Annotated in this window: 24 protein-coding genes; 10 read left to right on the forward strand and 14 right to left on the reverse strand. The window is 70.1% G+C overall.

Annotated features, from left to right (window positions below; all coding sequences use genetic code 11):
* Positions 1–41: 41 nt before the first annotated feature.
* Positions 42–1868, reverse strand: a complete 1827-nt coding sequence (locus NUT86_RS22575) for a S9 family peptidase (RefSeq protein WP_159489178.1) — start codon at positions 1866–1868, stop codon at positions 42–44.
* A gap of 246 nt (positions 1869–2114) precedes the next feature.
* On the opposite strand from NUT86_RS22575, the gene NUT86_RS22580 reads away from it, so the two are divergent.
* Entirely contained in the window at positions 2115–2948 is an 834-nt protein-coding gene (locus NUT86_RS22580; RefSeq protein WP_274737315.1) for a methyltransferase domain-containing protein, read from the forward strand.
* Between the two features lie 340 nt (positions 2949–3288).
* On the forward strand, positions 3289–4362 hold the full coding sequence (locus tag NUT86_RS22585) for a hypothetical protein (RefSeq protein ID WP_274737317.1): 1074 nt from the start codon (positions 3289–3291) through the stop codon (positions 4360–4362).
* Between the two features lie 121 nt (positions 4363–4483).
* Here the strand turns inward: NUT86_RS22585 and NUT86_RS22590 are convergent, their stop codons facing one another.
* A complete protein-coding gene (locus NUT86_RS22590; RefSeq protein WP_274737319.1) occupies positions 4484–5776 on the reverse strand; it encodes a cytochrome P450 family protein in 1293 nt (430 codons plus the stop codon).
* 276 nt (positions 5777–6052) lie between these two features.
* Positions 6053–6832 (reverse strand): TetR/AcrR family transcriptional regulator, encoded by a 780-nt coding sequence (locus NUT86_RS22595; RefSeq protein ID WP_274737321.1) that lies wholly within the window; start codon positions 6830–6832, stop codon positions 6053–6055.
* 430 nt (positions 6833–7262) lie between these two features.
* Between NUT86_RS22595 and NUT86_RS22600 the strand changes: the two genes are divergently transcribed.
* The 3 genes from NUT86_RS22600 (at position 7263) to NUT86_RS22610 (ending at position 11101) form a co-directional block, all read left to right on the forward strand.
* The gene (locus tag NUT86_RS22600) at positions 7263–7442 is read left to right on the forward strand and encodes a hypothetical protein (protein ID WP_159487109.1); all 180 of its coding nucleotides are present in this window, start codon (positions 7263–7265) and stop codon (positions 7440–7442) included.
* Positions 7439–9535, forward strand: a complete 2097-nt coding sequence (locus tag NUT86_RS22605) for a bifunctional polysaccharide deacetylase/glycosyltransferase family 2 protein (RefSeq protein WP_274737324.1) — start codon at positions 7439–7441, stop codon at positions 9533–9535. Before NUT86_RS22600 ends, NUT86_RS22605 begins: the two co-directional genes overlap by 4 nt.
* Before the next feature lie 180 nt (positions 9536–9715).
* A complete protein-coding gene (locus NUT86_RS22610; protein ID WP_274737325.1) occupies positions 9716–11101 on the forward strand; it encodes an LCP family protein in 1386 nt (461 codons plus the stop codon).
* A 112-nt stretch (positions 11102–11213) separates the two neighbouring features.
* On the opposite strand, the gene NUT86_RS22615 is transcribed toward NUT86_RS22610, so the two are convergent.
* The 7 genes from NUT86_RS22615 to NUT86_RS22645 form a co-directional block, all read right to left on the reverse strand.
* Positions 11214–11879, reverse strand: a complete 666-nt coding sequence (locus NUT86_RS22615; RefSeq protein WP_159487103.1) for a LuxR C-terminal-related transcriptional regulator — start codon at positions 11877–11879, stop codon at positions 11214–11216.
* Positions 11876–12631 (reverse strand): class I SAM-dependent methyltransferase, encoded by a 756-nt coding sequence (locus tag NUT86_RS22620; RefSeq protein WP_159487101.1) that lies wholly within the window; start codon positions 12629–12631, stop codon positions 11876–11878. The genes NUT86_RS22615 and NUT86_RS22620 overlap by 4 nt, the downstream gene beginning before the upstream one ends.
* A gap of 792 nt (positions 12632–13423) precedes the next feature.
* Entirely contained in the window at positions 13424–14179 is a 756-nt protein-coding gene (locus tag NUT86_RS22625; RefSeq protein WP_274737328.1) for a CPBP family intramembrane glutamic endopeptidase, read from the reverse strand.
* Positions 14176–15030, reverse strand: coding sequence for a SagB/ThcOx family dehydrogenase (locus NUT86_RS22630; RefSeq protein WP_274737330.1), 855 nt, complete (start codon positions 15028–15030; stop codon positions 14176–14178). Before NUT86_RS22630 ends, NUT86_RS22625 begins: the two co-directional genes overlap by 4 nt.
* Positions 15031–15043: 13 nt before the next feature.
* A complete protein-coding gene (locus tag NUT86_RS22635; protein WP_274737333.1) occupies positions 15044–16444 on the reverse strand; it encodes a YcaO-like family protein in 1401 nt (466 codons plus the stop codon).
* Positions 16441–17490: a TOMM precursor leader peptide-binding protein gene (locus NUT86_RS22640; RefSeq protein ID WP_159487094.1), complete on the reverse strand. Its 1050-nt coding sequence runs from the start codon at positions 17488–17490 to the stop codon at positions 16441–16443. The genes NUT86_RS22635 and NUT86_RS22640 overlap by 4 nt, the downstream gene beginning before the upstream one ends.
* Positions 17487–18194 (reverse strand): hypothetical protein, encoded by a 708-nt coding sequence (locus tag NUT86_RS22645; protein WP_274737336.1) that lies wholly within the window; start codon positions 18192–18194, stop codon positions 17487–17489. Before NUT86_RS22645 ends, NUT86_RS22640 begins: the two co-directional genes overlap by 4 nt.
* 463 nt (positions 18195–18657) lie before the next feature.
* Here NUT86_RS22645 and NUT86_RS22650 point away from each other — a divergent pair, with 463 nt between their 5' ends.
* Together NUT86_RS22650 and NUT86_RS22655 are read left to right on the forward strand one after the other, a co-directional pair.
* The gene (locus NUT86_RS22650) at positions 18658–18795 is read left to right on the forward strand and encodes a hypothetical protein (protein WP_167540533.1); all 138 of its coding nucleotides are present in this window, start codon (positions 18658–18660) and stop codon (positions 18793–18795) included.
* A gap of 119 nt (positions 18796–18914) precedes the next feature.
* Entirely contained in the window at positions 18915–19763 is an 849-nt protein-coding gene (locus NUT86_RS22655; RefSeq protein ID WP_218041840.1) for a class I SAM-dependent methyltransferase, read from the forward strand.
* A gap of 43 nt (positions 19764–19806) precedes the next feature.
* Here NUT86_RS22655 and NUT86_RS22660 read toward each other — a convergent pair whose 3' ends face one another.
* Entirely contained in the window at positions 19807–20421 is a 615-nt protein-coding gene (locus tag NUT86_RS22660) for a response regulator (protein WP_229838084.1), read from the reverse strand.
* 2 nt (positions 20422–20423) lie between these two features.
* On the reverse strand, positions 20424–21623 hold the full coding sequence (locus tag NUT86_RS22665) for a sensor histidine kinase (RefSeq protein ID WP_274737339.1): 1200 nt from the start codon (positions 21621–21623) through the stop codon (positions 20424–20426).
* Positions 21624–21766: 143 nt separating this feature from the next.
* Between NUT86_RS22665 and NUT86_RS22670 the strand changes: the two genes are divergently transcribed.
* The 3 genes from NUT86_RS22670 to NUT86_RS22680 all read left to right on the forward strand — a co-directional run bounded on the left by NUT86_RS22670 (position 21767) and on the right by NUT86_RS22680 (position 23776).
* On the forward strand, positions 21767–22708 hold the full coding sequence (locus NUT86_RS22670; protein WP_274737340.1) for an ABC transporter ATP-binding protein: 942 nt from the start codon (positions 21767–21769) through the stop codon (positions 22706–22708).
* A complete protein-coding gene (locus NUT86_RS22675; RefSeq protein ID WP_274737342.1) occupies positions 22705–23505 on the forward strand; it encodes an ABC transporter permease in 801 nt (266 codons plus the stop codon). The genes NUT86_RS22670 and NUT86_RS22675 overlap by 4 nt, the downstream gene beginning before the upstream one ends.
* A 73-nt stretch (positions 23506–23578) precedes the next feature.
* Entirely contained in the window at positions 23579–23776 is a 198-nt protein-coding gene (locus NUT86_RS22680) for a hypothetical protein (protein ID WP_159487089.1), read from the forward strand.
* A 35-nt stretch (positions 23777–23811) separates the two neighbouring features.
* Here the strand turns inward: NUT86_RS22680 and NUT86_RS22685 are convergent, their stop codons facing one another.
* Positions 23812–24378, reverse strand: coding sequence for a hypothetical protein (locus NUT86_RS22685; protein ID WP_093641922.1), 567 nt, complete (start codon positions 24376–24378; stop codon positions 23812–23814).
* Between the two features lie 72 nt (positions 24379–24450).
* Positions 24451–24900, reverse strand: coding sequence for a DoxX family membrane protein (locus NUT86_RS22690; protein WP_093641925.1), 450 nt, complete (start codon positions 24898–24900; stop codon positions 24451–24453).
* Between the last annotated feature and the right edge of the window lie 58 nt (positions 24901–24958).

Below are 24958 nucleotides of genomic sequence, written 5' to 3' on the forward strand. Positions count from 1 at the left end.
CGACCCTGCCCCGCCGAGCCCCTCCCCCCCCGGCCGAGCCTCTAGCTCCTCTCGATCACATGTCGCTGGGCGAAATCGAGTTCCAGGCGGACCTGCTTGATGCGCTCTTCCACCACGAGGGAGCCGTGCCCGGCGTCGTAGCGGTAGACCTCGTGCGGATGGGCGCGGCTCTCCAGGCGCTGGACGTAGTTCTCCACCTGCTGGATCGGGCAGCGTGGGTCGTTGACGCCGGCCGAGATGTAGACAGGGGCCCGCACCGCGTCCACATACGTCAGCGGTGACGACGCCTCGAAGCGGTCCGGGACCTCCTCAGGGGTGCCGCCCAGCAGGGTCCGGTCCATCGCCTTGAGGGCTTCCATCTCGTCGTTGTACGCCGTGACGTAGTCCGCGACCGGAACCGCCGCCAGGCCCACGGCCCAGGCGTCCGGCTGGGTACCGAGCCCCAGCAGTGTCAGATAGCCGCCCCAAGAGCCGCCCGCCAGCACCAGCCGCTCCGGATCGGCCAGCCCGGACGAGACCGCCCACTCACGCACCGCGGCGATGTCCTCCAGCTCGATCAGCCCGACGCGGTGCTTGAGCGCATCCGTCCAGGCGCGGCCGTAGCCGGTCGAGCCGCGGTAGTTGACGCGTACGACCGCGAAGCCGTGGTCCACCCAGGCCGCGGGCGACGAGGCGAACGCGTCGCTGTCGTGCCAGGTCGGACCGCCGTGTATGTCGAACACCGTCGGGAAGGGGCCTTCGCCCGCCGGCTGCTGCACCAGCGCATGGATGCGGCCACCGGGGCCCTCCACCCAGACATCCCGCACCGGCACCGACCCGGGCGCCTTCATACCGGGCGGGTCCAGCACGACCTCGCCGCTCGTCGACCGCACCTCCGGGGGCTGGGCCGCCGACGACCACAGGAACTCCACCGTGCCGTCCGGCCGCGCCGTGGCGCCCGAGACCGAGCCGGCCGGGGTCTCGACCCGGGTCAGCCGACCACCGGCCGCAGCGGCCGCAGCTCCGGCACCGGCCGGGGCGCCGTTGCCGTCCGGCGTGCCCAGCTCATAGCGCCACAGCTCGCTCCGTGCCTGGTACTCGTGCTCCACCAGCAGCGCCGACCCGTCGGGATACCAGTCGGCACCCACATCTCCGGGAAGGTTGATGTCCAGGGCCGTCTCCACCCCGGTCAGCGGGTCCCAGATCATCGGCTCCCAGCGGCCCCGCCGCTGATGCCCGACCAGCAGCCGGGAATCCCCGTCGACCGGTGCGAAGCCCATCACCGACAGGCCCAGTTCCTCGGTCCCGCCCTTGGTGTCGTCCAGCTCCGCGACCGTGGAGCCGTCGGGCCGTACGACGCGGATCGCGGAGTGCATCGCATCGCCGTGCTCGGTGTGCTCAAGGGCGATCAGCGAGCCGTCGTGCGCGAGATCGCCGACGCCCGCTGACTCGCGGTGCCGGTAGATCTCGACCGGAGGCTCCCCCGGCCGGACGACATGGACCGTCGAGCCTTCCTCGTCCGTCGAGCACCCGACGACCGACGTCCCATCGCGGCCGATCGCCAGCCCGCCGGGATACGAGGGGGTGAGACCAGGGGTCGCCGGTTCATCCGGGCCGCCCTCGAACGGCTGCCGCATCCAGACGCCGAACTCATCGCCGTCGGTGTCCGAGAACCACCAGATCCACCGGCCGTCCGGCGACAGCGTCCCGTCCGTCGTGCCGTTCGGCCGGTCCGTGGCCTGCCGCTGCTCGCCGGTGGCCCGGTCCCAGGCATAGAGCTCGAAGGTGCCGGTGGCGTTCGAGACGAACAGGGAACGGTCCGGGGCGTCCTCGGCCCAGTCCGGCAGCCCGATCCGCGGCGCGCGGAAGCGCTTCTCCCAGTCCGGCATCGCGGCGTCCACACCACCGGGGGTCGCCGAGCCTGTCGCGCCCGTCGCCGACCCCTCCGCCCCCGCTATGGGGCCGGCCGCGCCCGTCCTCGTCCCGGCCGCCTGCCGGGTGTCGGTCGTCGAAGGGTGCGGAGTGGTGGTGTCGGGGCCTGGGGCTGGGGTCGTCTCGTCAGTCATGGGCCCATTCTGCGCCCGGTGCAAAAAATCCGTTGGCGAGGGCCACAAGCCTGTGGATAACTTCGCCGAATGCGAAAAATTACGGGCCCCGAGGACTGGCAGGAGGCCAATCGTGCGAGGTGGGACGAACGTGTCCCCATCCACACCGCGAGTGATTATTACGACCAGGACCGATTTCGCCGGACCCGGGACGTGCTCCGTGACTTCGAGATCGCCGAGGTCGGCGACGTCACCGGGCGGTCCCTCCTCCACCTCCAGTGCCACTTCGGCCAGGACACCCTCTCCTGGGCCCACCGCGGCGCGGCCCGCGTCGTCGGCCTGGACTTCTCCGAGCCGGCCATCGAAACCGCCCGCGGGCTCGCCGCCGAGCTCGGCTACGGCCCCGACCGCGCGGCGTTCGTCGCCGCCGACGTCTATGACGCCGCCGAAGCCGTCCCCGACGCCGCGTACGACATCGTCTACACCGGCATCGGCGCCCTGAACTGGCTCCCGGACGTGGCGCGTTGGGCCGACACCGCCGCCTCCCTCGTCGCCCCCGGCGGCTTCCTCTACCTCGCCGAATTCCATCCGCTCTGCGACGTCCTGGACGACGAGACCGGATCGCGTATCGTTCACGACTACTTCAGCCGCGACGCATGGGTGGACGAACTCCCCGGCACCTACGCGGACTTCGGCGCACCGACGGTCAAGAACCGCAGCGTCGAATGGCAGCACCCGCTCGGCGATGTCGTCTCCGCCCTGGCCGCCACCGGTCTGCGCATCGACTTCCTGCACGAACACGACAAGACGATGTTCCAGCGGTTCACCGCGCTGCGCCGCGACGACGACGGCTACCACTGCTTCCCCGGCGACCGCCCCCGCATCCCCCTCATGTACTCGCTGAGGGCCAGCCGCCCGCGCTGATGACGGCGGGGCGCCGGGCGCCGGCCACCCGCCCACGCTCCGGTCGTACGCCCCGACCCGGACCCGCCCCGGACCCGACCCGGACCCGGACCCGACCCCGCCGCCCCGACAGGGCCAGGGGCCGCCGCCGACCGCCCACCCCCCGGGCGGCTAATCTTCGGACCGGCCCGGACCGGCCCGGACCGGCCCGGCCGGCCCGACGGCGCCCCGGCCGGGCCCTGCCCACCGGCACCACCCCGGCCCACCGGCCCCGCCGGTCCGCGCGTCGAGTGACGTGACAACGGTCGTGTGGTGCGTGCGGCGCCACGCGGCACACAACAACGGGGGTTTCACCGTGCGCATGCCCATACGTATTGCGAGCGCTGCCAGCGTCAGCGCGCTCATGCTGCTGACCGTGGGGTGCGCCGGTCCGGGCGCCGGCAAGGCGAAGCCGGGGGCGTCGGAAGCCGTCACGCCCACCAAGCCGCTGCCGATGAAGGCCGTACCCCGCCCGGCCACCTGGACCGACTCCGACGACAAGGCGCACCAGCTGCGGATCACACCCACCCGGCTGGCCCGCGGCTCGGACTCCGACCTGGCACACATCCAACTCGACGACGACCTCAAGGGGATGGTGCCGTACTACCTCACCTTCTCCTACACCAACACCGGCAAGAAGACGGTGAGCGAAGTGGACCCGGCGCGGAACTTCTCCGTGAACGGGGCGGACGGCCAGGCCGCCGAGCAGGTCTCCCTGTTCCAGAGCAACCCGATGGCCACCGGCTCGGGCCTGCCGCCCGAGTGCCGCGAGAGCGGCGCGTCCGAACTGGCGGCCGGTGCCACGGCGGCGATCTGCCGGATCTTCATGCTGCCGAAGGGCCAGCGGCCGGCGACCGTCTCGTACAAGGACGACGGCGGTGACACCCTCATCTGGCAGGTCGGCGGCGGCAAGGGCGGCGCGTCCGCCGGAGTGCTGCCCGCGGGCAGGCCCGCCGACGGCATCACCGAGGACAGCCGCAGCCGTCCCGTCCCGCTGCTCATCACACCGAAGGGCGTGCGCGCCGGCTCCCTCGCCGATCTGAGCCGCTTCGACCTGGATGCGGACGAGAAGAAGCTGATCCCGTACTACGTGACGATGCAGTACCGGAACAGCGGCAAGTACGACCTGCTGCCCAGCATGAGCGACGGGGTGACGCTGCGTACCAGGGGCGGTCAGACGGTGCAGAAGCTGACGCTGATCGACATCGGCGGCCCCGGGGTCGGCCAGTGCCCCGACGCCGTCCCGCACGAGATGGTCAAGCCGGGCGGCACGGTCACCGAGTGCTCCATCCACCTGCTGCCGAAGGGCGATGCCCCGGCCGCCGTCGTCTTCACCGGCGAGGGGGAGGGCGCGAAGCAGGTCACCTGGCGGGCGTCGGTGGACGACGACAAGTAGCGGCGGCAGACGGGGGCCCCGTGCGGAGAACCGCTCCACACGGGGCCCTTGTCCGCGTCGGCGCCTGCACGGGGCCCTTGTCCGCATCGGCCGTGCGCTGTCCGTACGGGCGTACGGGGCGTTACCGCAACCGCAGCGGCAGGGAATCGAGCCGCCAGCTGCCGGGCAGTGGTGTCCTTTCCAGTTGTTCCGGTGCGACGCCCAGCGACACCTCCGGGTAGTGCGCGAAGAGCTTCTCGAACGCGACTTCGCCCTCCTGTTTGGCGAGGGTGGCGCCCAGGCAGTAGTGCATCCCGTGGCCGAAGCCCACATGGTTCTCGGCGTGGCCGGCGGGGTGACGGGTCAGGTCGAGACGTTCGGGGTCGGTGTAGTGGCGGGGGTCGAAGTTGGCCGATACCAGGATCAGTTGTACGGCGTCGCCCTTACGGATCTTCGTCCCGGCGATGTCGACATCCTCGGACGCAAACCGCATCTGGGTCATGTGGACCGGCCCGCACCAGCGCAACAGCTCGTGGACGGCACGGGGAAACAGAGCCGGGTCGTCCCTGAGCAGCCGCAGCTGGTCGGGGTGGGTGAGCAGCGCCGCCGTGCCGTTGCCTATGAGGTGCGCGGTGGTCTCGTGGCCGGCGAGCACCACCGTGAGGATCATGGTGACCATCTCGACGTCGCTGAGCCGGCCGCCGTCGTCGTCATGGGCACGGATCAGCTCGCTGAGCAGATCGTCCGTGAGCGCCCCGCGCCGCTCGCGGATCAGCTCATGGATGTGCTCGATCATCGCCGGGAACGAGGTGCTGAGCCGGTCCGGCTGCAGCGAGACGAGGTCGGCACCCCACTTCCGCCACTGCGGACGATCCGCTTCGGCTATGCCGACCAGTTCGCAGATGACGGCGATCGGCAGGGGGTAGGCGAAGTGCTTGATGAGGTCGACCACGCCGTCCTCGGCGTACTCGGGAAGCCGGGTCAGCAGCTCGTCGGCGATCTGCTCGACCCGCGGCCGCAGGTCGGTGATCTTGCGTGCCGTGAAGGCGCGCGACACCAGACGGCGCAGCCGGGTGTGGTCGGGAGCGTCGTTGTTCAGAATCGAACCGAGCAGATACGGCCGGAAATGCTCGGGCAGCCCCATCATCTCCAGCAGCCTGGCCGTGGGGCTGTCGTCGAATGAGCGCCCCAGGGAGGGGGCCGTCGGATCGTTCAGGAACCGCTGGTCGCGCAGGACTTGGCGGACTTCCTCGAAGCGCGTCACGAGCCAGACGGGTGAGTCGTCCATGAACCGGCCCCGTACGACCGGCCCTTGCTCACGCAGTGCGCCATAACCACCGAACGGATCGGCGATCAGCGCCGGGTCCATCACATTCGGCTCGCCCGGGTGTTTCCCGACATGCGCGGCGAACGGTGAGCTGGATAATGCCGACATCTCTTGATCTCCTCCGGGTTTGGGAGTTGGCCCGCGGGTCCGGGTGGGACCCGGCCGGGCCGGGGCGTGGACGTGGCTCTTTTCTTTCGCGGAACGCGCGGGAGCAGTCGTGGCCGGATGTCCGTCAGGCGGAGTCAGTTGGGTGGAGCCGGATGGGAGGGATTCCGCCCCGTGGAGCCGGCGTCATGAAGCCGCTCGCAGGGAGCCCATTGCGCGTATCCGAAGCGGTAGGCATACACCGCATGGATCCGCCGCCCAGGAATGCACTGAGCAGCTTCAGTCGCGTATCTGCCGGCGCATCTCCTGTGCGCAGAATTCGGTGAATTGCTCGTAGACGGCGAGGATTTCGGGAGCGGCCGCGGCCGCGGCGGCGCGGAGCCGGGCGGAAGCGGCGTCCGGTCCGGAGCCTGAGCCCGGACCGGTGCCGGAGCCCAGGTCAGAGCCGGGATCCGAGCCGGCGCCGGCCGGCACCTCCAGCGCGCTGCGGAGGGTGTGGGCGAGGATTTCGGCGCGCGCCTCCAGGCTGTCCGGGGCGCGATCGGCGAGCAGTGCCTCGGACAGGAAGAAGCCGGTGGCCGTCGCCAGCAAGCTGTAGTGCTGGTGTTGTACGTCGGTGTCGTCGCGGACCAGACCGTGGGCACGGAGCACTTCCAGATGACGACGCAGATTCCGGTCGGCCTGGACCATCAGCTCCGCGAAGTCCTTCTTCGCGGTCTCGGTCAGCCGGCCGAGGATATCGGCGTCATCGGTGTAGAGCGCGCGCAATACCGGTTCAGCCTGGCATTCGAGGAAGTTCCGGCACATCATCCGGCTGGGCAGCAGCTCCAGCGGATCTTCCCGCATACGCGCCAACTGCCGTTGGTGCATTCGGAATTGAGCCCTCAGCACGACGGCGAGGAGCAGTGAGTCCTTGGTCTTCCAGTGCAGATAAACCGTGCCCTTGCCGACCTTGGCGCGGCGGGCGATCTCATCGATCGTCACTCGCCCGTAGCCCCAGGCGAGCAGCAACTCACCTGCCGCGTCCAGGATGCGGTCAGCGCGTTGCTCTCGTTCCACGCCATGCCCCCCATCGACTCCATGACCAGATTTCGAATCCGGTCACACAGTCAAAGCTAGGTCGGACGGAGCCAGGGGATAAGGGTGTTTTCAGTCACCGGCCGGGACGGCGATCCCGGACGCCCAGGCGGGGCCAGGTGTTAGAACACTCTCAGGCCGAGGCGGTTGAACGCCGCGTTGCAGAGGTCGCAATACCGGGCAAAGTTCACCAGTGTTAACCGTCTGACCTGCACAAACGCGCCCTGGGTGCAGGGGGTCGGCCGCCGGTCCGGAGGCTTGTCACTCAGGCAAGGGATCTTGGGAGCAGGCCGCTACCCGAGATCGGTGATGAGTACACTCGCCGACCATGTGTGAGGCCAGCCGGAACGCAAAACGGCAGAAAATACGTGTTTCCCAGTCATGTGCCGATCCTTCCGTCCGGCACGAAAAGGTGCTGCGGAACTCGGTCGCCGCGCTCGGAGTCGCCCCCCGCCGGGCGTCCGCCGCGGCTGCCGACGGCGTCCCGACGCTCCTCACGCGCGCCGCGGCGGCTTCGGTGGCCGCCGCCGGCGCGGCCGGCCGCAGACACCCCACCCTGACCATGGCCGAGGTCACCCCGGCCGCAACGTGAGGCGCCGTTCGAACCGCGCCCGGCACGCGCAGTCCCGTGACCCGCGCGGTCACTGGCTGCTGCTGATGCTCATCCTGCCCCTCGCCTTCGGCGCCCTGCTCTTCGAGGGCTGGACCACACACGAGGTCGACGCCGCGAAGACCCGGCGCGACTGCACCACCCCGGTGCCGAGCGCGGTGGACAAGGGCGGCCCGGTGGTGCGCCTCAACGGTGACAAGGTGAAATCCGCCGGGATGCCCGTCCGTAACGTGGCGCTCACCTATGACGGGGGCCCCGACCCCGTATGGACGCCACGTCTGCTCGATCTGCTGCGCAAGCATCATGCGAAGGCCACCTTCTTCCTGCGCGGCGCCGAGGTCGCCCAGCACCCGGACCTGGTGCGGCGGATCCAGGCCGAGGGCCATGAGATCGGCTCGAACACCTACACCGGCGCGGTCATGGGCTCGGCATCGGACTTCCGGGCGGGGCTGGAGCTGGAGCTGACGCAGAAGGCGCTGGCCGGCACGGCGGGCATCCGCACCAACCTGCTGAGGCTGCCGCAGACCACCGCGGTGGACACGATGTGCGGCGGCGAGTGGAAGGCGGCCCAGCGGGCCGGCGCGGAGGGCTACACGCTGGTGGCCGCCGACCGGTGGTTCCGTAAGCCGTCACAGGGTGTGATCCGGCAGTTCAGCCAGAACGATGTCGCCTACAGCGACACCAAAAAGCTGCTCAATAACCCCAGAATCGACAAATTCACCACGGTGACCTGGGGGGCCGGGCTGCCCGCGGCCGATGCGCCGGCGCCCGTCTATGAGCGCTGGCTGGGCAAGGCGCTGGTGTGGACCAAGGCCCTCGGGCATGGGTTCGTGAACGGGATGACCTGGGTGCTGGGCATCGCGGGCGGTCTGGGAGTGCTGCGGCTGGCCTCGCTCGTCTTCTTCGCCCGCGCCCATGTGCGGCGACTGGTGCGCTTCCGCCCGGGCTCTCCCTGGCTGCGCGAGATCACCGACCCGGTGACGGTCCTGGTGCCCGCCTACAACGAAGCGGCCGGCATCGCGTCCACCGTCCGTTCGCTGCTCGCCTCCACCCACCCGCAACTACAGATCATCGTGATCGACGACGGGTCGACGGACGAAACCGCGGACATCGCCGCCGCCATCGACGACCCCCGCGTGGAGGTGATCCGCCAGCCCAACTCGGGCAAGGCGGCCGCCCTCAACACCGGTCTGGCCCACGCGCGGTGCGACATCGTGGTCATGGTCGACGCCGACACCGTCTTCGAGCCGGACGCTATCTACCGGCTCGTCCAGCCGCTCGCCCACCCGGCCGTGGGCGCCGTCAGCGGAAACACCAAGGTCGGCAACCGCCGCCGCCTGCTGGGCAGATGGCAGCACCTGGAGTACGTCTTCGGCTTCAACCTCGACCGGCGGATGTTCGAAGTGCTGGAGTGCATGCCGACGGTCCCCGGCGCCATCGGCGCCTTCCGCCGGGACGCGCTGATGGGTGTCGGCGGGGTCAGCGAAGAGACCCTCGCCGAGGACACCGACCTCACCATGGCCCTGTGGCAGGCGGGCTGGCGGGTGGTCTACGAGGAGTCCGCGATCGCCTGGACCGAAGTGCCCACCTCGCTGAGCCAGTTGTGGCGGCAGCGGTACCGCTGGTGCTATGGCACGCTCCAGGCCATGTGGAAACACCGCCGTGCCGTGTTCGAGGTGGGCCCGGCCGGCCGCTTCGGACGCCGCGGGCTGAGCTACCTCACGCTCTTCCAGGTCGCGCTGCCCCTGCTCGCACCGATCGTCGACGTCTTCGCCCTGTACGGGGCGCTCTTCCGCGGTCCGGTGCTCTCGGCCGGGGTGTGGGTCGGCTTCCTCGCCCTCCAACTGGCCTGCGCCGGATACGCCCTCAAGCTCGACGGCGAGCCGGTGCGGGAGCTGTGGGCGATGCCGTTCCAGCTCTTCGTCTACCGGCAGTTGATGTACCTGGTGGTCATCCAGTCCGTGGTGGCCTTCCTGCTCGGCACCAGGCTGAAGTGGCAGCGCATGCACCGCTCCGGCACCGCCGCGCAGCACATCGGCCAGCCGGTCGCGTACGAGAGTCTGCCGTCGAGATGACCGTCGTCCGTACGCCCTCAGGGGGCCCGCCCGGTTCAGTGCCGGACGGACCCCCTGAGGGGCACGGCCGGGCGCTCCCCACCCGCCGCCGGACCGCGCATTTCCCGCATTCACCCCATTCGCTTGTGCAGATCCGCGCACCATTTGGTGAAGAGCGGATGAGCATGCAGACTGCCGCGCATGACTGATTGGCTGGAGGGGCCGCTCGACGGGAACTGGCGCGGCGGCGAAGCGCAGGCGGAGCACATCAGCGGGCAGATATGGAGCCCGGCCGACCACCCGCCTCAGGTACACCAGGCGCCGCCACCGAACCTCGGCCCGCCCGGCGCCGCCCCACAGGCGCCGGTACCGGTACCCCCACCCCGCTTAAACGGTCACCCCGGCAACGGTCACCCCGGCAACGGTCACCCCGGCAACGGTCACCCCGGCAACGGTCACCCCGGCAACGGTCACCCCGGCAACGGTCACCCCGGCAACGGTCACCCCGGCAACGGGCGCCCCGCGGCCCGCACCGGCCCTACGGGCCCCGGCGGCGGCACCCCCGGCCGCGGCAGGCGCGCCCCGAGCCCTCCCAGCCGGCGCCGGCGGATCACGCGGGCGCTGATCGTCCTGGCCACCGTGCTGGGCCTCGGCTCCGCGGGCACCTACGTCTGGGCCGACACCGAGCTCAACCGCGAGGTCGACCTGGGCAAGATCGCGGACCGCCCGTCGTCCGGCGGGGGGACCAACTATCTGATCGTGGGCTCCGACAGCCGGGTGGGTCTCTCCGACCGCGCCAGGAAGAATCTGCACACCGGCGGCTCGGCCGACGCCGGTCGCCGCACCGACTCGATGATCCTTCTGCACACAGGTGAACACGGAACGACGATGGTGAGTCTGCCGCGTGACTCGTGGGTGACCATCCCGTCGCACATCCGCCCCGAGACCGGCAAGCACTACCGCGCGTCGAAGAACAAGCTCAACGCGGCGTTCTCGTTCGGCGGCCCCGACCTGCTCGTCCGGACCATCGAGCACAACACCGGCGTGCACATCGACCACTACACGGAGATCGGCTTCGCCGGCTTCGTCGGCATCGTGAACGCGGTCGGCGGTGTGCCGATGTGCCTGGACCGGGACATCAAGGACGAGAAGTCGGGCGCGGACCTGAAGAAGGGCTGCCACACGCTCGACGGCCGTACGGCGCTCGCCTTCGTCCGCCAGCGCCACCAGGAGGCCAAGGGCGATCTGGGCCGCGGCGAGAACCAGCAGAAGTTCCTGGCCGCACTCGCAAAGAAGGCCGCCACCCCCGGCGTCCTGCTCGACCCGTCCACCGTCTACCCGACCATGAGCGCGGGCCTCGGCACCCTCATCGTGGACAAGGACACCGGCCTGCCGAACCTCACCGCCCTCTTCAAGGCGATGAAGGCCGTCACGACAGGCGACGGCAAGCGCCTCACCGTCCCCGTATCGAACCTAGCCTTCCAAACCCCCAAGGGCAGCGCCGTGAAGTGGAACACGCGCCTCGCAAACCAACTCTTCACCGAACTGAACAATGACCGTCCGGTGACGGTGGGGGCGAAGAAGTGACCGCGTCCGGCAGGGGGCGGCCGGATGAGGGTGGGCGAGGGGACCCGGCGGCCACACGGGCCAGGAGCCCTCTGTCACCCATGCCCTCGGCCCCGCGGCCGCCGCGTTCGCTTCATGCGCTTTGGTCCTCATGCAGCGCCAGCAGCCCCTTGGAGAGGGCGACGGCGACGGCGGAGGCGCGGTCGTTCACCTCTAGTTTGTGGAACATCCGGCGCATGTGAGTTTTGACGGTCGCCTCCGAGACATGCAGGGACGCGGCGATCCTGGAGTTGGACTGGCCGCGGGCGACAAGTTCGAGGACCTCACGCTCGCGCTGCGAAAGCGCGGGTGGCGTCGTAGGAGACACGACCTCGGAGACGAGGTGGGGCAGGGTGCGTGGCGAGACGGGGACCGCACCGTGCACCACCTGGCCGACACCGGTCACGATCTCGTCCGTCGAGCAATCCCTGAGCAGGAAGCCGCGGGCACCCGCCTTGAGCGCGGTGACGACCTGCCCCGGGTCCTCGGCGAGGGCGATGACGGCTGCCTTGCCGCCCTGCCGCCGGAGGGCATCGACCAGGTCGGGGATGTGCGAACCGCCGCAGCCGGGCGTCAGTTCGGCGATCACGGCGTCGGGCTCGGCGCGCAGGATGTCCGTCAGGCCCTCCGCCACAGTGGGCGCGGTGGCCACCACCGTCATGTCGGGGCGTATGTCGACGACCGAGGCCAGACCGGCGACGGTGATGGGGTGCGAGGCGATGATGGCCACCCTGATCCCCGCGGCCTGCGAAACGTTCATCGCTCGCCCCCGCCGTTCCGGCGAAGCACGAGATGGGCGACGGTGTTCATCTGCGCGCCGGAGCCGGGACGGGCGCCCGCGGAGGCGAGCAGGCCGCCGATACGCGGAGCCCGCGCCCATATCCGCCGGGCTTGCGGGGTGCCGGGGCCGTGCCCGCCGAGCCCGCCCTGGTACACCTCGGACCGGACGTCAAGCACCTGGCGTTCGACCTCGGCCGCCACAGCGCGGAGTTCCGGCAGGGACATGGACGCGGCGAGCTGGTCGCGCAGATAGGCCTGTTCGGAGGCGTCTCGAGCACCGAGCGCAGCGGGGACCGTCCGGCCGTCCCAGTCCTCGGGGCGCAGGAGATCGACGACGTAGCAGTGGCCTCCCGGTGTCAGCATCCCGGCCAGGGCGTGTACGACGGTGAAGGGATCGCGCATCAGTGCCAGGCTCAGGTGGACCAGGATCAGGTCGAAACGGCCGAAGCGGTGGTCCGCCGGGTCCGCCAGGTCTTCGGCGGCAACAGCGTGGACATGAATTCTTCGGCCGGGACCCAGAAGGCGGCGGGCGGACCGTACCGCGGTCTCGCTGGGGTCAATGCCGACCAGCTCGGCGTCGGGTAGGTGCTGACGGATCCGTGCGAGGCTCCCCCCGGTGCCGCAGCCCACATCGAGAACACGGGAGGGCGGGTGTTCTCCCAGGACCAGTCCCACCTCCACACAGAGGGCGCGGGACAGCTCCGTCTCCCGGTCGTCGTAGCACGTGCTCACGGCTGCCATCGAAGGGTGCTCGAACCATTTCCGTGCCTGGTCCCGCTTCCCTTCCCCGGCGCGTAACGTCCGATGGACTAAGTTCCGCTCGTTGATGTCGGACTCCTCGATATCGAGACAAGGGCACGGGAAACCGGAGGGCTCCTTGCCCGAGTTCTGAAGGCGGTGGTCGTCGGTCCAACAGAGGACGGGTGGGCACGGGGAAAGACGGAAGCCACTGTCCGTGCGTTGCATCGTGGTGGGCGCGACGGACAGAACGCCCGGGGCGCGGAAGCCGTACGCAGACGGGTGGGACCTCCGACGACACCGCGGCCGGCCTCGTGGGCGGCGGGGGACACCTGCCGGCCCCGCGGCGCCGTCACCGGCACGAAGATCTGTCGCGTTCACGCGTACGACCGCCCTCCCCCGTTACAGCAGTCCCGTCGCAGCGCCGTAGCCGGCGCCGGGCTCACGAGGATTCGTGACCGGGCGCTTGGGCACAGGACGCAGTCCCCAGGTCCCCACACAAGCTCGTCGCCCCGTCTGTGCCCCCCGACACCCGAACCGTCGTCACTTCCCGCCGCTGCCAGGCGGATTGACGTCTTCTGCTCTTCGCCCGTGTCCTGGATTCCATGGAGTCAGGCATGGAATCGCTCACCCGGGCCACGAGAACGGCGCGGGAACACAGGTGGCCAGGCAGAAACACACCCCGGTCATGACTTGTCCCTATGCTAGATCGGTCCTTTCGAGGTTGCGGGTCCTTCCGGCCAGAGATTCGCTCACCAGCTCGAGGCCGGTGTCCTGTAACGCCGTTCAGTCCCAGCCGCCCGGAGCGGGCAGGCGCGGGATCTCCTCCACGGGCCCGGAGGTTCCCCGCCTCCGGACGTCGCGCCGTACCGGAGCCGCGACGGCCAGGACACCGTTGTGCGCGATATGCGCGAGGGCCGCCGCCGGCAGACCGCCGGTCGCCGCGGCGACCGTGAAGAGCATCGCGGTGACAGCCACGTACGGCAGGGAACGCCAGCCGGAGTTCGGCAGGTGGAGAAGGCAGAAGGCGACCAGGCACAGCGCGATCGCCGGCCGGAGCGGGATCCCCAGCGCGGTCAGCGCCACCGGTCCGGCCATGCGCCACAGGATCTCCTCCCCCAGGGCGCAGCCCGCCAGGTGCGCGCCCTCCACCGCGCGCTCACGACGGCCTGCCCGGGGCCTGCCGTGACGGCGCCTCAGGGGCCGCCCGGTGCACCGCGCGGCCGCCCACGGGAGCGCAACTCCCGCCGCGACGGCCGCCACCAGGATGGCCGGTTCCCATGGTGGCCAGGCCATGAGGGAGACCGGCCACGCCGCGTCCGCGGGGGACTCCGCTGCTCCCCATGGAACGGTGAAGGCCGCCGGGCCGGCACCGATGGCGAGCACCGCGCAGAGCGCGAGCAGCATCGTCGCCCTGTCGTAGCGACGCAGCCGATTGCGGGAGCGCAGGTGCCGAAGCAGCCGCGGAACGGCGGTGTGCGCGGCGAGGGCGCCGAGGGCCAGGACGCTCCCCGCCGTGGCGGGGAGCAGGGCGGCGGTCATGCCGTCGGCGGCCCGGGACGGTCTGCGGTGCCCTCGTCGGCAGACGGGCCGAGCAGTACGACGTAGAGCGGGGACTCGTTCACCCCGTCGTAGTCCATGTCGGCCGTGAAGTCGTCGTCCAGGAAGCCGCCGATCGGGCGGGAGGCGAGCCCGTAGGCGGTACCCAGGAGCAGCAGGTTCTGCCCCAGATGACCGGCCTCCAGCAGGCAGAACCGCAGGGAGCGCTGGCCGTACTTGAACCGGGAGCGCCAGAAGGAGGCACCGATGACGAGCATGGCCGCCGCGTCGCCTGCCATCTCGGGCTGGAGCGTTGCCAGGTGGAGTGCCTCATGGTCGACCTCCCGCAGCCAGGTGAGGCCGTGGCGGAACGGGTCGTAGTGGTGCAGCCCGGGTCGCAGGCCCTCCACACGCTGGGCGATCACGTAGAGGTCGAGGGGATAGAGAGCACCCCCCGAGGGGACGGGCCGGCGGGGCCACCCCTGGACCAGGCGGACCCGGTACGAGCGCTCCAGCATCCCGGAGAGTACGGGCAGCGGCAGTTCGCCGGGGCCGAAGGTCTCGGAGCTGCGCCGGGCGTCGATGACGCCGGCGAGATCTGCCTGCAGCGGCGCCGGGTCCGGCAGGGGTATGAGCGAGCGGCTGGGGTTGAGGCGGGCCGCGCGCTGCGTCAACAGCCGCAGTTCCTCCGATTTGTCGAGGGCGACGCCACCAGGGACGTCCCAGCTCAGGGCTCGGAGATGGAGCTTGGAGGCTTCGAAGTAGCACTCCATGGGGTCGTCGAGCGGGGGAGGCGACTCACCGTAGACGGCGTCGATGAGGTTCGCCCCGTGCAGGTTCTCTGTTTCGGGCATGGTCGCCTCCGGCTCAGGGATAGGGGTGCGGGAAGGGGTTCAGCTCGGCGTCGGTCAACGGTCCGTCGAGCAGGCCCAGTTCGACCGGCCGGGAGCGCAGACGCGGTGGTCCGATGAACCGCGCCCGGAAGGAGGAGTCGAGCGGGACCAGCGCGGGAGCGAAGACCCGAGCCACGATGAGGCCGGCGTCATAGACGTCGGGGCTGGTGGCGTCGGCGAGGTACACGTCGATGCCCTGACGGTGGAGCCGTTCCAGGACGGCGCGAGCCAGGGCGCGCGGACGGTGGTCGGGCAGTACGGGCAGGTCCGCGACGGCCACCCGCTCCGTGCTCGCGTCCAGGAACTCCGTCTCGTGCTCCAGTCCTGGCCCGGCATAGAGGCGCACATGGTCGTCGAAGCGATGCACCTCGGCCGCGAAGTCGGTGTCCGGGGGCAGGAGGTTGCCCTCGCGCTGCTCGGCCCGCATCCACACCCGTGTCTGGAACGCCTCGATGACCGATTTGACGATCGCCCGCTGCGGAGTACCGGCCGCGGCACCGCCGACCGCGATCGGGCTGATGTCAGTGACACGGTTCCGCACGACGGTCAGCACGGCGGGAACGTCGCAGAAGCGACTCAGGTCGACCAGGGAGACATCCAGTCCGGCCGGCCGGACATGACGGTCGAAGAACGCCTTGACCTCGGGGTCACTGTCGGGGTCGATGAGCGGCATGCTCAGCCGGTTGTGCCATACGGTGCTGAACCCGTCACGTTCGACGAGTTCCAGCAGTCCCGAGCAGAGAGCTTCGTCCCAGGTACAGCCGGCGGCCAGTCCGTTGCTCGTGCTGTTGGAGATGCGTTCGGCCGTCTCGCGGTGCGGCCCGGACAGGAACACGAGAACGGCCGGGAGCCAGGTGGCGCTCCCGTCCCGCAGATCGGTGCCCCGTATCCAGCTGATGCGGGTGTCCTCGGTGAACCGGGTGAACGGAAACTCCGGGTCGGCGTACTGAGCGTCGGTGAACAGCCTCAGTTGCTCAGGAGAGACGGCCGGTTCGCCCCTGGCGGTCAGCTCCGACCAGGTCGCCTGGACCATGGCCTGCTCCCACCAGTAAACGGCGCTGTACCGCTCCACGGTCTCCGCGATGGCCGAAAGGGTGGCGGAGCGTTCGTCGAGGGAGCCTCCGCCGGCCGCCTGGGCGCAGGGCTCGCCCACGAGGTGCTCGGACTGGCAGGCGCGGGCGCCCACGGCGAAAGCGAAGGCGTCGTCGACGTCGTGCATCTGGCGGTACAACCGGGTTGCCACGCCCACGACTTCGGACAGCAGGGGCCTGAGCAGGCGCTCGGACTCCGCTGCGGGGGTCCACTCCGGCCCTTCTCCCTCAGGGAGCCCGTCCCGTGCGCGGGAGGTGGCGAGGTGATCTGCAGTGGTCGTCAACTCCGCCGCCCTCCGTCTGTGTCGTCGTGGCGGTGCAGGGGCACGCCGGCGTCGGGATGGAACCAGATCATGGGGTAGCCCCGGTCACGGGCCGGTGAGCACTCGGGGCAGCGCGGCACCCGGAACAGGCGGTGGGTGTCCAGCCGGAGCCCGCTGGAGGTCATCTCCAGGGTGTGCATCCCGCCGGGAGTGGCAAGACCGGCGTTGGTGTCGGTGAGTCCGAACCACTCCACGACCCGCTCGACGACCAGCCCTACCTGCATGGTGGTCAGCCCGGGCCACAGGGCCGCGCGCTCTCCGCCGTCGCGTACGGGACGGGCGGCCAGGATGTCGTCGATCAGGGCCCGGTCGGGGAAGGACGCCGCGCGGCGCAGCCGGTAGCACGCGAAACATGCCGACTCGGAGGGCAGCGTCCACGGTCCCACCAGGGCGCGCCGTCCGTCGAACGGAATGACCGGAAGCCAGGTGCGTCCGCTCTTGAGCGCCTGGGTGTTCCACTCGCCCAGGACGGGGTCGCTCTCGCTCTCTCCGGCGACGATCACCACGTCGCGGACGTGGTCGGTCGTCTCCGGTACGGCGTCCGGTACGGCGGCGGTCTCGGTCCGCACACCGGCGTCGCGCAGCGATGTCACCAGGCGTTCGGCGAGCAGTCCCCGGCCCAGGACGGTGGCCGTTCCCTGTTCGAGTCGGGTCTGCACCGTGCGCAGCGGGACATTGCGCAGTACCCGCAGCCACATGCCGACGGCCGCGGGCGGGACGTCATGAAGGTCGTCGGCGGCCTCGTCGCGGTGGAGCAGGCCGGCTTCGGTCATCTGCGTCAGCACGGATTCGAGTGCCAGCCTGCGGGTGTCGTCGATGTCGGAGCCGACATCCAGGGTGCGCCTCCCGTCGGAGAGCACGGTCAGCAGGGCCTCGGTGAAGGCCGGTAGCCGTCCGCCGACGAGGCGGGCGACGTGGTCTCCCTGCCTGATCAGGACCGCGTCCTCGGTCACTTCGACCTTCACGCCGGGATTGACGGCGACGGCGATGCCGTCCTGGGGGCTCATGAGCGTGTTCCTTTCGTCGGGGCGGCGAGCTTGTCGGCGGTGCCGGGGCCTGGCTCCGGCGCGGGTCCGGCGACGGACGCTGCTGCGTGTGCGATGCATGCCTCAAGGAGGCGCGGCGGGCGGCCGAGGGCCTGTTCGACGAGCGGGCTCGTCGGGTGCTCGATACCGATCCACTGCTGGTGGTGGGGCACCCGCAGGGCCACGTCCAGGCTCCATCCGACGCTCACGCACAGGGCGTCGACGAGCTGGGCGGGCTCGAGCACGTGGTAGTCGGCCCGGGATCCCAGGGCCGAGGCCAGCCGATCGACGGCCGTCGCCACCGTCACGGACTCGTGGCCGGTGATCTCGTAGACCCGGCCGGCGCGTCGTGCCGGCTCGGTGGCCAGCACCGCGGCGAGGTCGAGGACGTCCTCGACGGCCAGCCAGGGCACCCGGCCACCGGAGAAGCAGCCGTAGACGGTGGAAAAGTCCTCGATCTGCCGTGCGACCTGGGCGAGGTCCACGTCCATCGGAGCGCAGCGCAGGACGCAGTGGTCCGCGTGGGCCTGGGCCGCCGTGCTCTCGGCTCGGGCAACTTCGGCCAGGTAGGGATTGCTCTCCGCGGCGGTGTCGGCCCCGAGGGCCGAGATGATGATCAGCGGAAGGGACGGGGCGAGCGGATAGCGGCACGCCTCGGCGTGTGCGGTCGGGGTCAGGGACGCCACGTCCACCAGTGCACAGTTGGCTTCGGCAGGATCGCTGACCAAGACCGCCCGGGATGTGGCCTCCAAGGCCCTGTGCAACGCGGGTCGGCCACCGATGAACAACAACCGCAAAGGTGCGGGAGTTCCGGATGTTTCTGTACGCATGACAAGAGTTTTGCTCTGTTTTTGTCCGGGCGAGGACATCCGATCAACTGAATTCCCCTGTCCGTCGATCAGATGACGCCGCAATTCATTCCGTGAACCGGCAACCGGGTCCCGGGCCAGGCCCTGCGGCCTGCGAAGGCGCCCTGAGCCAGGCCGCGAAGAGAACGGCTATCGCCGGGGGAGAGGGCGGAGGTAAACCGATGGGTGGACGCCCATAATCATCCGGGGGTCCCCCTTGAGCCGGGCCGAGGAAACATCCGATGCTCTTTCCACGGCAGTCCCAGCCGTACTCTCCGACAACACAGTTCAGGGGGAATACATGATCAAGGTTCTTGAGATGGCCGGTGATGTGGAAGAGATCGAACTCTCTTTCCACGGTGAGGAGTCGAGCTACTTCGAGCCGACCGCAGCTCGTTGCAGTTCGTCCAGCACCTGTACCTGCTGCTGCACCGGCTGACGCAGCCGACGTGCGGGCCCGGGCCGGCCGGTCCGGACCCGCACATCCTGTGGTCCGGGGCCCGGGGGCGACCCCGGGCACCGGACCGTACCGTTCCGACAGCAGGTGAGGATGCGCCCGTGACCGAGACACCAGCATTGCGACCGTACTCCGCCGCCCGCACCGGGCAGCGCTCCGGGCTCCTGGACCTGGAGATCACCCGGACAGATCCGGGCTACCTGGCCCGTCTCCATCCGGACCTGCGGCAGTTCGTGATGCGTCGTTTCCTCGACGATGCCATCGACGACTTCGAGGAACTCCACGCGGTGTCCGAGCGAGGGGTGGCAGGTGACCGGCGTCCGGGCATCGCCGCGAACCTGGCCGGTGCGGTGGCCCACCGGGACGAAGAACAGCTGGTGATCGCCGGGCAACAGGTCATGCAGAGCTGGGAGCGCCCCCTCATGGCCGAACTCAGCAGGCTCGCTGCCGGCTCGCACGGCCATGTTCTCGAAGTGGGCTTCGGCATGGGAATCTCGGCATCCCTGCTCCAGGAGGAAGGGGTCGCCTCGCACACCGTCATCGAGGCCAACCCCGAGGTGGCAGAGACGGCGCGGAAGTGGGCGGGCGAAAGGAGCGCAACGACGCGTGTCGTCCAGGGCCGCTGGCAGGACGTCATCGACTCACTCGGCACCTTCGACGGAATCCTGTTCGACACCTACCCCACGGATGAGCACGAATACGACCAGTATGTCGTCCGCGACGCCGCCTACATCGAACACTTCCTGCCCGCCGCCGCCGGACATCTGCGGCCGGGCGGCACCCTGAGCTACTACACGATGGAGATCGACTCGCTCAGCCGCCGCCACCAGCGTGCGCTGCTGCGCCACTTCAGCAGCTTCCGGGTCGGTGTGGTCTCCGGCCTGGAACCGCCCGTCGACTGCACGTACTGGTGGGCCGACTCCATGGCTACGGTGGCCGCCATCCGGTAGCTGCCGTGGGCGCACGGACCCGCGTCGCCCACGGCCCGGCTCATCACTCCGGCAAGCTGATGAGCCCCGCCGACAGCGCCGCCATGACGGCTTCCGTGCGGTCCGATACGCCGAGTTTTCGGAAGGCGCTGAGCAGGTGGGTCTTGACGGTGGCTTCGCCGATGCCCAGTTGTTCGGCGATGCGGGCGTTGGTCCGTCCCTGGGCGACGAGGGCGAGGATCTCGATTTCGCGCGGGGTCGGGGAGGAGGCGGCCGTACCGCTGCGCCGCCGTGCCATCTGCAGGGTGACCGCGGGGGTGATCACGGAGCGTCCCACGGCGGCGGAGCGTACGCCTGCCACGAGTTCGGGTGTGGAGGTCGACTTCAGCAGATAGCCGATGGCGCCCGCCTCGATGGCACCGACGATCGACGCGTCGTTGTCATAGGTCGTCAGCACCAGGACGCGGCAGTCCGGCACCAGCGAGCTGATCTTTCTGGTGGCGGCGATGCCCCCACCGCCGGGCATGCGCAGATCCATCAGCACGACATCGGGACGCAGCGCTGTCGTCGCGCTGACCACGGACGTACCGTCCTGGGCCTCGCCCACGATCTCGATGTCGGACTCCAGGGACAGCAGCGCCACGATGCCCTGGCGTACCACGGTGTGGTCGTCCGCCACGATCACGCGGATCGGTCGGGGACGCTCACCGTCACCGTCGTTCCCTTTCCCGGTCCGCTCCACAGCTTTACCTCTCCCCCTGTCCCGGCGATCCGTTCCCGCATGCCCACGATTCCCAGTCCCGTTCCGGGACTTGCCGACTGGTCGAACCCGACCCCGTCGTCGGCCACGGTCAGCACCACACGGTCCGGGAGGTACTCCAGTGTGAGCTCGACCGATGTCGCCCGCGCGTGCTTGTGCACATTGGCGACGGATTCCTGCGCTGCCCGCAGGAGTGTGACCTCCCGTGTGACCGGGACCGCGCGTGGTCTGCCGCGTATCCGGAGCCGGGCCTCGCACCCCCAGGTTCCGTCCAGGAGACGTTCGAGCGCCTTGGGCAGCGTCGACTCCAGGCCTTCCGAGACGCCCTCCATGACCAAGGCCCTGGCCTGGCGGTGGTTGTCCTCGGCCGTGCGGCGGGCCAGCCGGATGTGCGCGACGGCCTTCTCGGGGTCGGTGGCGAGTTCGGCCTCGACAGCCTCCAACAGCATCCGGATACTGCCGAAGCCCTGGGTGAGGGTGTCGTGGATCTCCCGCGCAAGCCGCTGCCGCTCGGTCAGCACCCCGTTCCTGTGGCCCGCCTCCACGAGTTCGGACTGTGTTTTCTCCAGTCGGGTCAGCAGGCCCTTGCGGTCGTGCGATTCCGCCACGATACGGGCGATCCACCAGCCCAGGGCATGGCTGTATCCCGCGGCCGTGGCGGCGAGAACCAGCCGTGAGCCGACCGGGAGGCCGGGTGCGGACAGCAGGATGGCCAGGCCGCCGGAGAGCGCGAAGAGCGCCGACCCCACATGGGCGACCGCGGTCCGTGCCGTCGAATACAGCAGCAGTGAGACCGGCGCCGTGCCCAGCCAGACCACCGGCGCCGTGGCGAGCGCGGCACACCACAGAACGATGAGCAGTACGGCGGCGCGCTCTGTTCCCCGCCTACCACCCTCCCGGTGACGCCTCACCAGGCGTCGCGCCAGCAGCGCATGCCATATGAGCGCCGCGCAGAGCACACCTGCCGCAGCCCAGGTCCGGAGCACCCCGCTCGGTGGAAAGGCAGCCAGGGCCCCGGCGGACAGGGAAGCCGTACAGACCCAGAGCACGGACCACACGGCGGGGCGGAACTGCCAGACATCGGACGCGGCCGTGGAGGGCGGGCTGTTGGACTCCGGCACGGCGCGGCTGCCCCCCTCGGGTCGCTGGGCGTAAAGCCCCATTATCCGCGCGGAAGGTACGGACACCCCTCCACCGATAGGTGGAGGCGTGCTCAGCCGAACGATGGTGTCCGCCTCTTCGTGCCGGGGCCAGGCTGAACTGCATGAGACAGGAACGGACTTCCCGGGAGGCGGTGCTCAGTGCGGAAGGCATCGGCCTGTCCCGTGCGGGTGTTACGGTGCTGGCCGATGCAGGGCTGACGGTGGCCGAGGGCGAGGTGGTGGCGCTGCTGGGCCCGAACGGCGCCGGCAAGACCTCCCTCGTCGAGTGCCTCGAGGGATTTCAACGGCCGCAGAGCGGGCGCATCGAGGTCCTGGGGCGCGATCCGTGGCGGGCTCCAGGTCACTGGCGGGCCCGCATCGGAGCCGTGCTGCAGGACTGCCGGATCGAGAGCGAACTGACCGTGGGTGAGTTCACCGCCATGACCCGGGGGTACTACCCCGATCCTCTGCCGGTACAGGACGTGCTGGCCGCGGTGGGTCTGGAGGGCCTGCACCGCCGCAGGGTCGCCAAGTTGTCGGGCGGCGAGCGCCGCCGGCTGGACATCGCCATGGCCCTGATCGGCCGGCCCGAACTCGTCTTCCTGGACGAGCCGACGACCGGGCTGGACGCCCAGGCCCGCCGTGACCTGTGGGAGATGCTGCGCTCCTTACGCACCGACGGCGTCGCGATGCTCCTCACCACCCACCTGCTCGAAGAGGTGGAGGCCCTGGCCGACCGGGTGGTGATCCTGGTGCGGGGGCGCGTGCGGCGGGAGGGGACCGTCGCCGGACTGCGCGAGCGGAGCGGGCTGCCCGCCCGGGTCGGGTTCCTCGCGCCGGAACTCACCGGCGGCACACGGCCACCCGCGCTGAGTGAGGCGGAGTACGACGCTCCGACGGGGCGCTGGACCCTCACCACGGACGATCCCGCGGAGGCTGTGCGGCGGCTCTCCGCGGCGGCGTCCCGCGAAGGCTTCAGCCTGCTGGACCTCGCAGTGCGGACGCCCACCTTCGAGGACGTCTACCTCGACCTGCTGCGCAGCCTGGAGGTGGCGCCCCGATGAGCCGGCACGCCCCTGCCCGCAACCGGAGGGAGCAGAGCGCCGACGCCGTGCCCGGTGCGGTGCGCACCTTCGGCCGGCAGCTCCGCTACGACCTTCTGGCGCAGGCGCGCAATCCTGCGGCGGCCTTCTTCTCGCTCGGCCTTCCGCTGATCTTCCTGATCACCTTCACCTTGATCGGGGCGAGGGGAGACGACACGGCGGTCTACTACGCCCCGGCCACCATGGCGATCGCCGTCGTCAGCGGCACCCTCTCCAACATCGCGATCACGCTGGTCTACCTGCGGGAGTACGGCCTGCTCAAACGCCTCCAGCTGCTGCCGGTGCGCCGTGCGGCACTGCTCGGCAGCCGGGTCGGCGCCTCGGGACTGCTCTCGTTGGGAGGCGTGCTCCTGCTCGCCGCGTACGCCGCCGCGGTGCACGGAGTGGTGCCCGAGCAGCCGATGTCCGTGGTGGCGGCCGTGCTGATGCTCGCCATGGCGGGCAGCGCCCTGGGACTCGCGCTCACCGTCCTGATCCCCGGGGAGAACGCGGCCGGCCCGATCGCCAACGCCCTGGCACTGCCGCTGCTGATGGTCTCCGGCGGCTTCTTCCCTCTGGACGCTTCCCCCGAGTGGGTCCGGCAGCTGGCTTCCTTCCTGCCCTTCGGCTCCGGAATCGACGCGGCGGTCGCCGGCTACGAGGGTGCGGCGACCGTAGCCGATCTCGGTGAGACGGCCCTGGCCACCGGCGTCTGGACGGCCGCGGCGCTCACGCTGGTCGCCACCCGCTTTCGCTGGGTGCCGCGGCGCCGCCGATGACCCCGTGGGAGGGCACGGCGGGCCCTGCGCCCCGATCCCATTCATCAGGAACGGAAGAGGAGTTCGAGCGCCCATGAAGAACAAGAAGAAGCAGCCCTCGTCAGCCAGGGAGGCCGCGATAGGGGCATCGGTCGCCCTCGTCATGAGCCTTCTGGGAGGCTGGGCGGCCTACGGATTCTCGGGCAGCTATTCCGTTGCCGCGGCCGCGACAGGGATGGGCCTGGCCATAGGTCTGGTGATCTACCTGGTCGTCGCCCGCTCCGGCCGCTGACGAGGAACTGCCGGAGCCCACACCGAACACCCGGCTCACGGACCACCGCCGCCGTCGCGCTGCGCCGGCGGCAGCAGGAGATCGCGCTCGGGGTGCTTCTCGCCCGTGACGCCACCGTCGACACCCAGGTCTGAGCGGGCCGCCTCATGGAAGTCGTTGATTCCCCGGAACACGGCGCGATTGCGTTCACGCCAATCGGCCAAGGTGCCGTCGATCTTCCCGTTTGCCTGCCAATCGACTTTCAGGGCCAGGGCGTTGAGTTCGTGCGCCGCCTCTACGACGTCGTCGCCGCCGAGCAGCATGATCCGCTCGAAGGCGCGCCCCCGTAACCGGCCCGCCGCCGACATCTCCGCCAGCATGTCCTGCTCGCTCGTCTCGCCGGCGCGTATGCCGTTCCGGTGCTCATAGAGCTGCACCGCGAGGAAGATGCACGACCGCATGCTGTCGACGTAACCCTCGTACGCATCGAGCTTCTTGCTGTCCCAGCGCGTCACCAATTCGTGCTTCTTGCGCTGCCGTTCCATCGCGTAAGTGGTCAGGTGTGTGGAAATCGATCCCAGCAACACCGCGGCGATCGTGGCCCATTGCTCGCCGGCATCCATGCGTCCCCCCGGTACACGCACTCTTCGCTACGACCGGGCGATCATATAAGTGCGGGCCCGCCGCCGGCCCGGCTACAGAAACAGCCCCCAGGCCCCGTCGAGTGACCAGGTCTGCCAGCTCATGGCGAACAGTGCGGTGACGGAGATCAGCGTCATCATCAGGTTCTGGCCCTGCTCCGCCCAGTCGTGGATCATCAGCGCGAGGTAGATCAGGTTGAGCACCGCCCCGGCGGCCAGGGCTATCGGGGTCAGGAGGCCCACGATCAGGCCGAGGCCGAGGGCCAGTTCCGCATAGGCGACGAGGTATGCCATCAGGCGGGGGTGGGGCTTCACGAAGCGGTCGAAGCTCTTGCGGACGGCGGGCCATCGGTGTTCGGCCGCGATGCCGGCCGCCCAGGTGATGCCGCCGCCGGTGAACCAGGTCTTCTTGTCCTTGTGGCGCCAGCTCTCCAGCCACCACAGCCCGAGGCCGATACGGAGGACGGCGCACCATTCGGCGCCGCTGAGCCAGATCGTCTGCATGCTGCCCCCTCGACTTCCAAGCTGAACTGACGATGCGTCAGTTCAGCGGAAGGCGCGC

It is taken from the genome of Streptomyces sp. G7(2002), assembly GCF_028870195.1.
GTDB lineage: Bacteria > Actinomycetota > Actinomycetes > Streptomycetales > Streptomycetaceae > Streptomyces > Streptomyces nigrescens.

Excerpts from the sequence above, each read along its gene's own strand:
- NUT86_RS22650 (WP_167540533.1), top strand. The coding sequence starts at position 18,658 with ATGATCAAGGTTCTTGAGATGGCCGGTGATGTGGAAGAGATCGAACTC.
- NUT86_RS22580 (WP_274737315.1), top strand. The coding sequence starts at position 2,115 with ATGCGAAAAATTACGGGCCCCGAGGACTGGCAGGAGGCCAATCGTGCG.
- NUT86_RS22625 (WP_274737328.1), bottom strand. The coding sequence starts at position 14,179 with ATGACCGCCGCCCTGCTCCCCGCCACGGCGGGGAGCGTCCTGGCCCTC.
- NUT86_RS22615 (WP_159487103.1), bottom strand. The coding sequence starts at position 11,879 with ATGAACGTTTCGCAGGCCGCGGGGATCAGGGTGGCCATCATCGCCTCG.
- NUT86_RS22690 (WP_093641925.1), bottom strand. The coding sequence starts at position 24,900 with ATGCAGACGATCTGGCTCAGCGGCGCCGAATGGTGCGCCGTCCTCCGT.
- NUT86_RS22610 (WP_274737325.1), top strand. The coding sequence starts at position 9,716 with ATGACTGATTGGCTGGAGGGGCCGCTCGACGGGAACTGGCGCGGCGGC.
- NUT86_RS22585 (WP_274737317.1), top strand. The coding sequence starts at position 3,289 with ATGCCCATACGTATTGCGAGCGCTGCCAGCGTCAGCGCGCTCATGCTG.
- NUT86_RS22685 (WP_093641922.1), bottom strand. The coding sequence starts at position 24,378 with ATGGATGCCGGCGAGCAATGGGCCACGATCGCCGCGGTGTTGCTGGGA.
- NUT86_RS22675 (WP_274737342.1), top strand. The coding sequence starts at position 22,705 with ATGAGCCGGCACGCCCCTGCCCGCAACCGGAGGGAGCAGAGCGCCGAC.
- NUT86_RS22670 (WP_274737340.1), top strand. The coding sequence starts at position 21,767 with ATGAGACAGGAACGGACTTCCCGGGAGGCGGTGCTCAGTGCGGAAGGC.
- NUT86_RS22630 (WP_274737330.1), bottom strand. The coding sequence starts at position 15,030 with ATGCCCGAAACAGAGAACCTGCACGGGGCGAACCTCATCGACGCCGTC.
- NUT86_RS22640 (WP_159487094.1), bottom strand. The coding sequence starts at position 17,490 with ATGAGCCCCCAGGACGGCATCGCCGTCGCCGTCAATCCCGGCGTGAAG.
- NUT86_RS22590 (WP_274737319.1), bottom strand. The coding sequence starts at position 5,776 with ATGTCGGCATTATCCAGCTCACCGTTCGCCGCGCATGTCGGGAAACAC.
- NUT86_RS22680 (WP_159487089.1), top strand. The coding sequence starts at position 23,579 with ATGAAGAACAAGAAGAAGCAGCCCTCGTCAGCCAGGGAGGCCGCGATA.
- NUT86_RS22575 (WP_159489178.1), bottom strand. The coding sequence starts at position 1,868 with ATGCCGGACTGGGAGAAGCGCTTCCGCGCGCCGCGGATCGGGCTGCCG.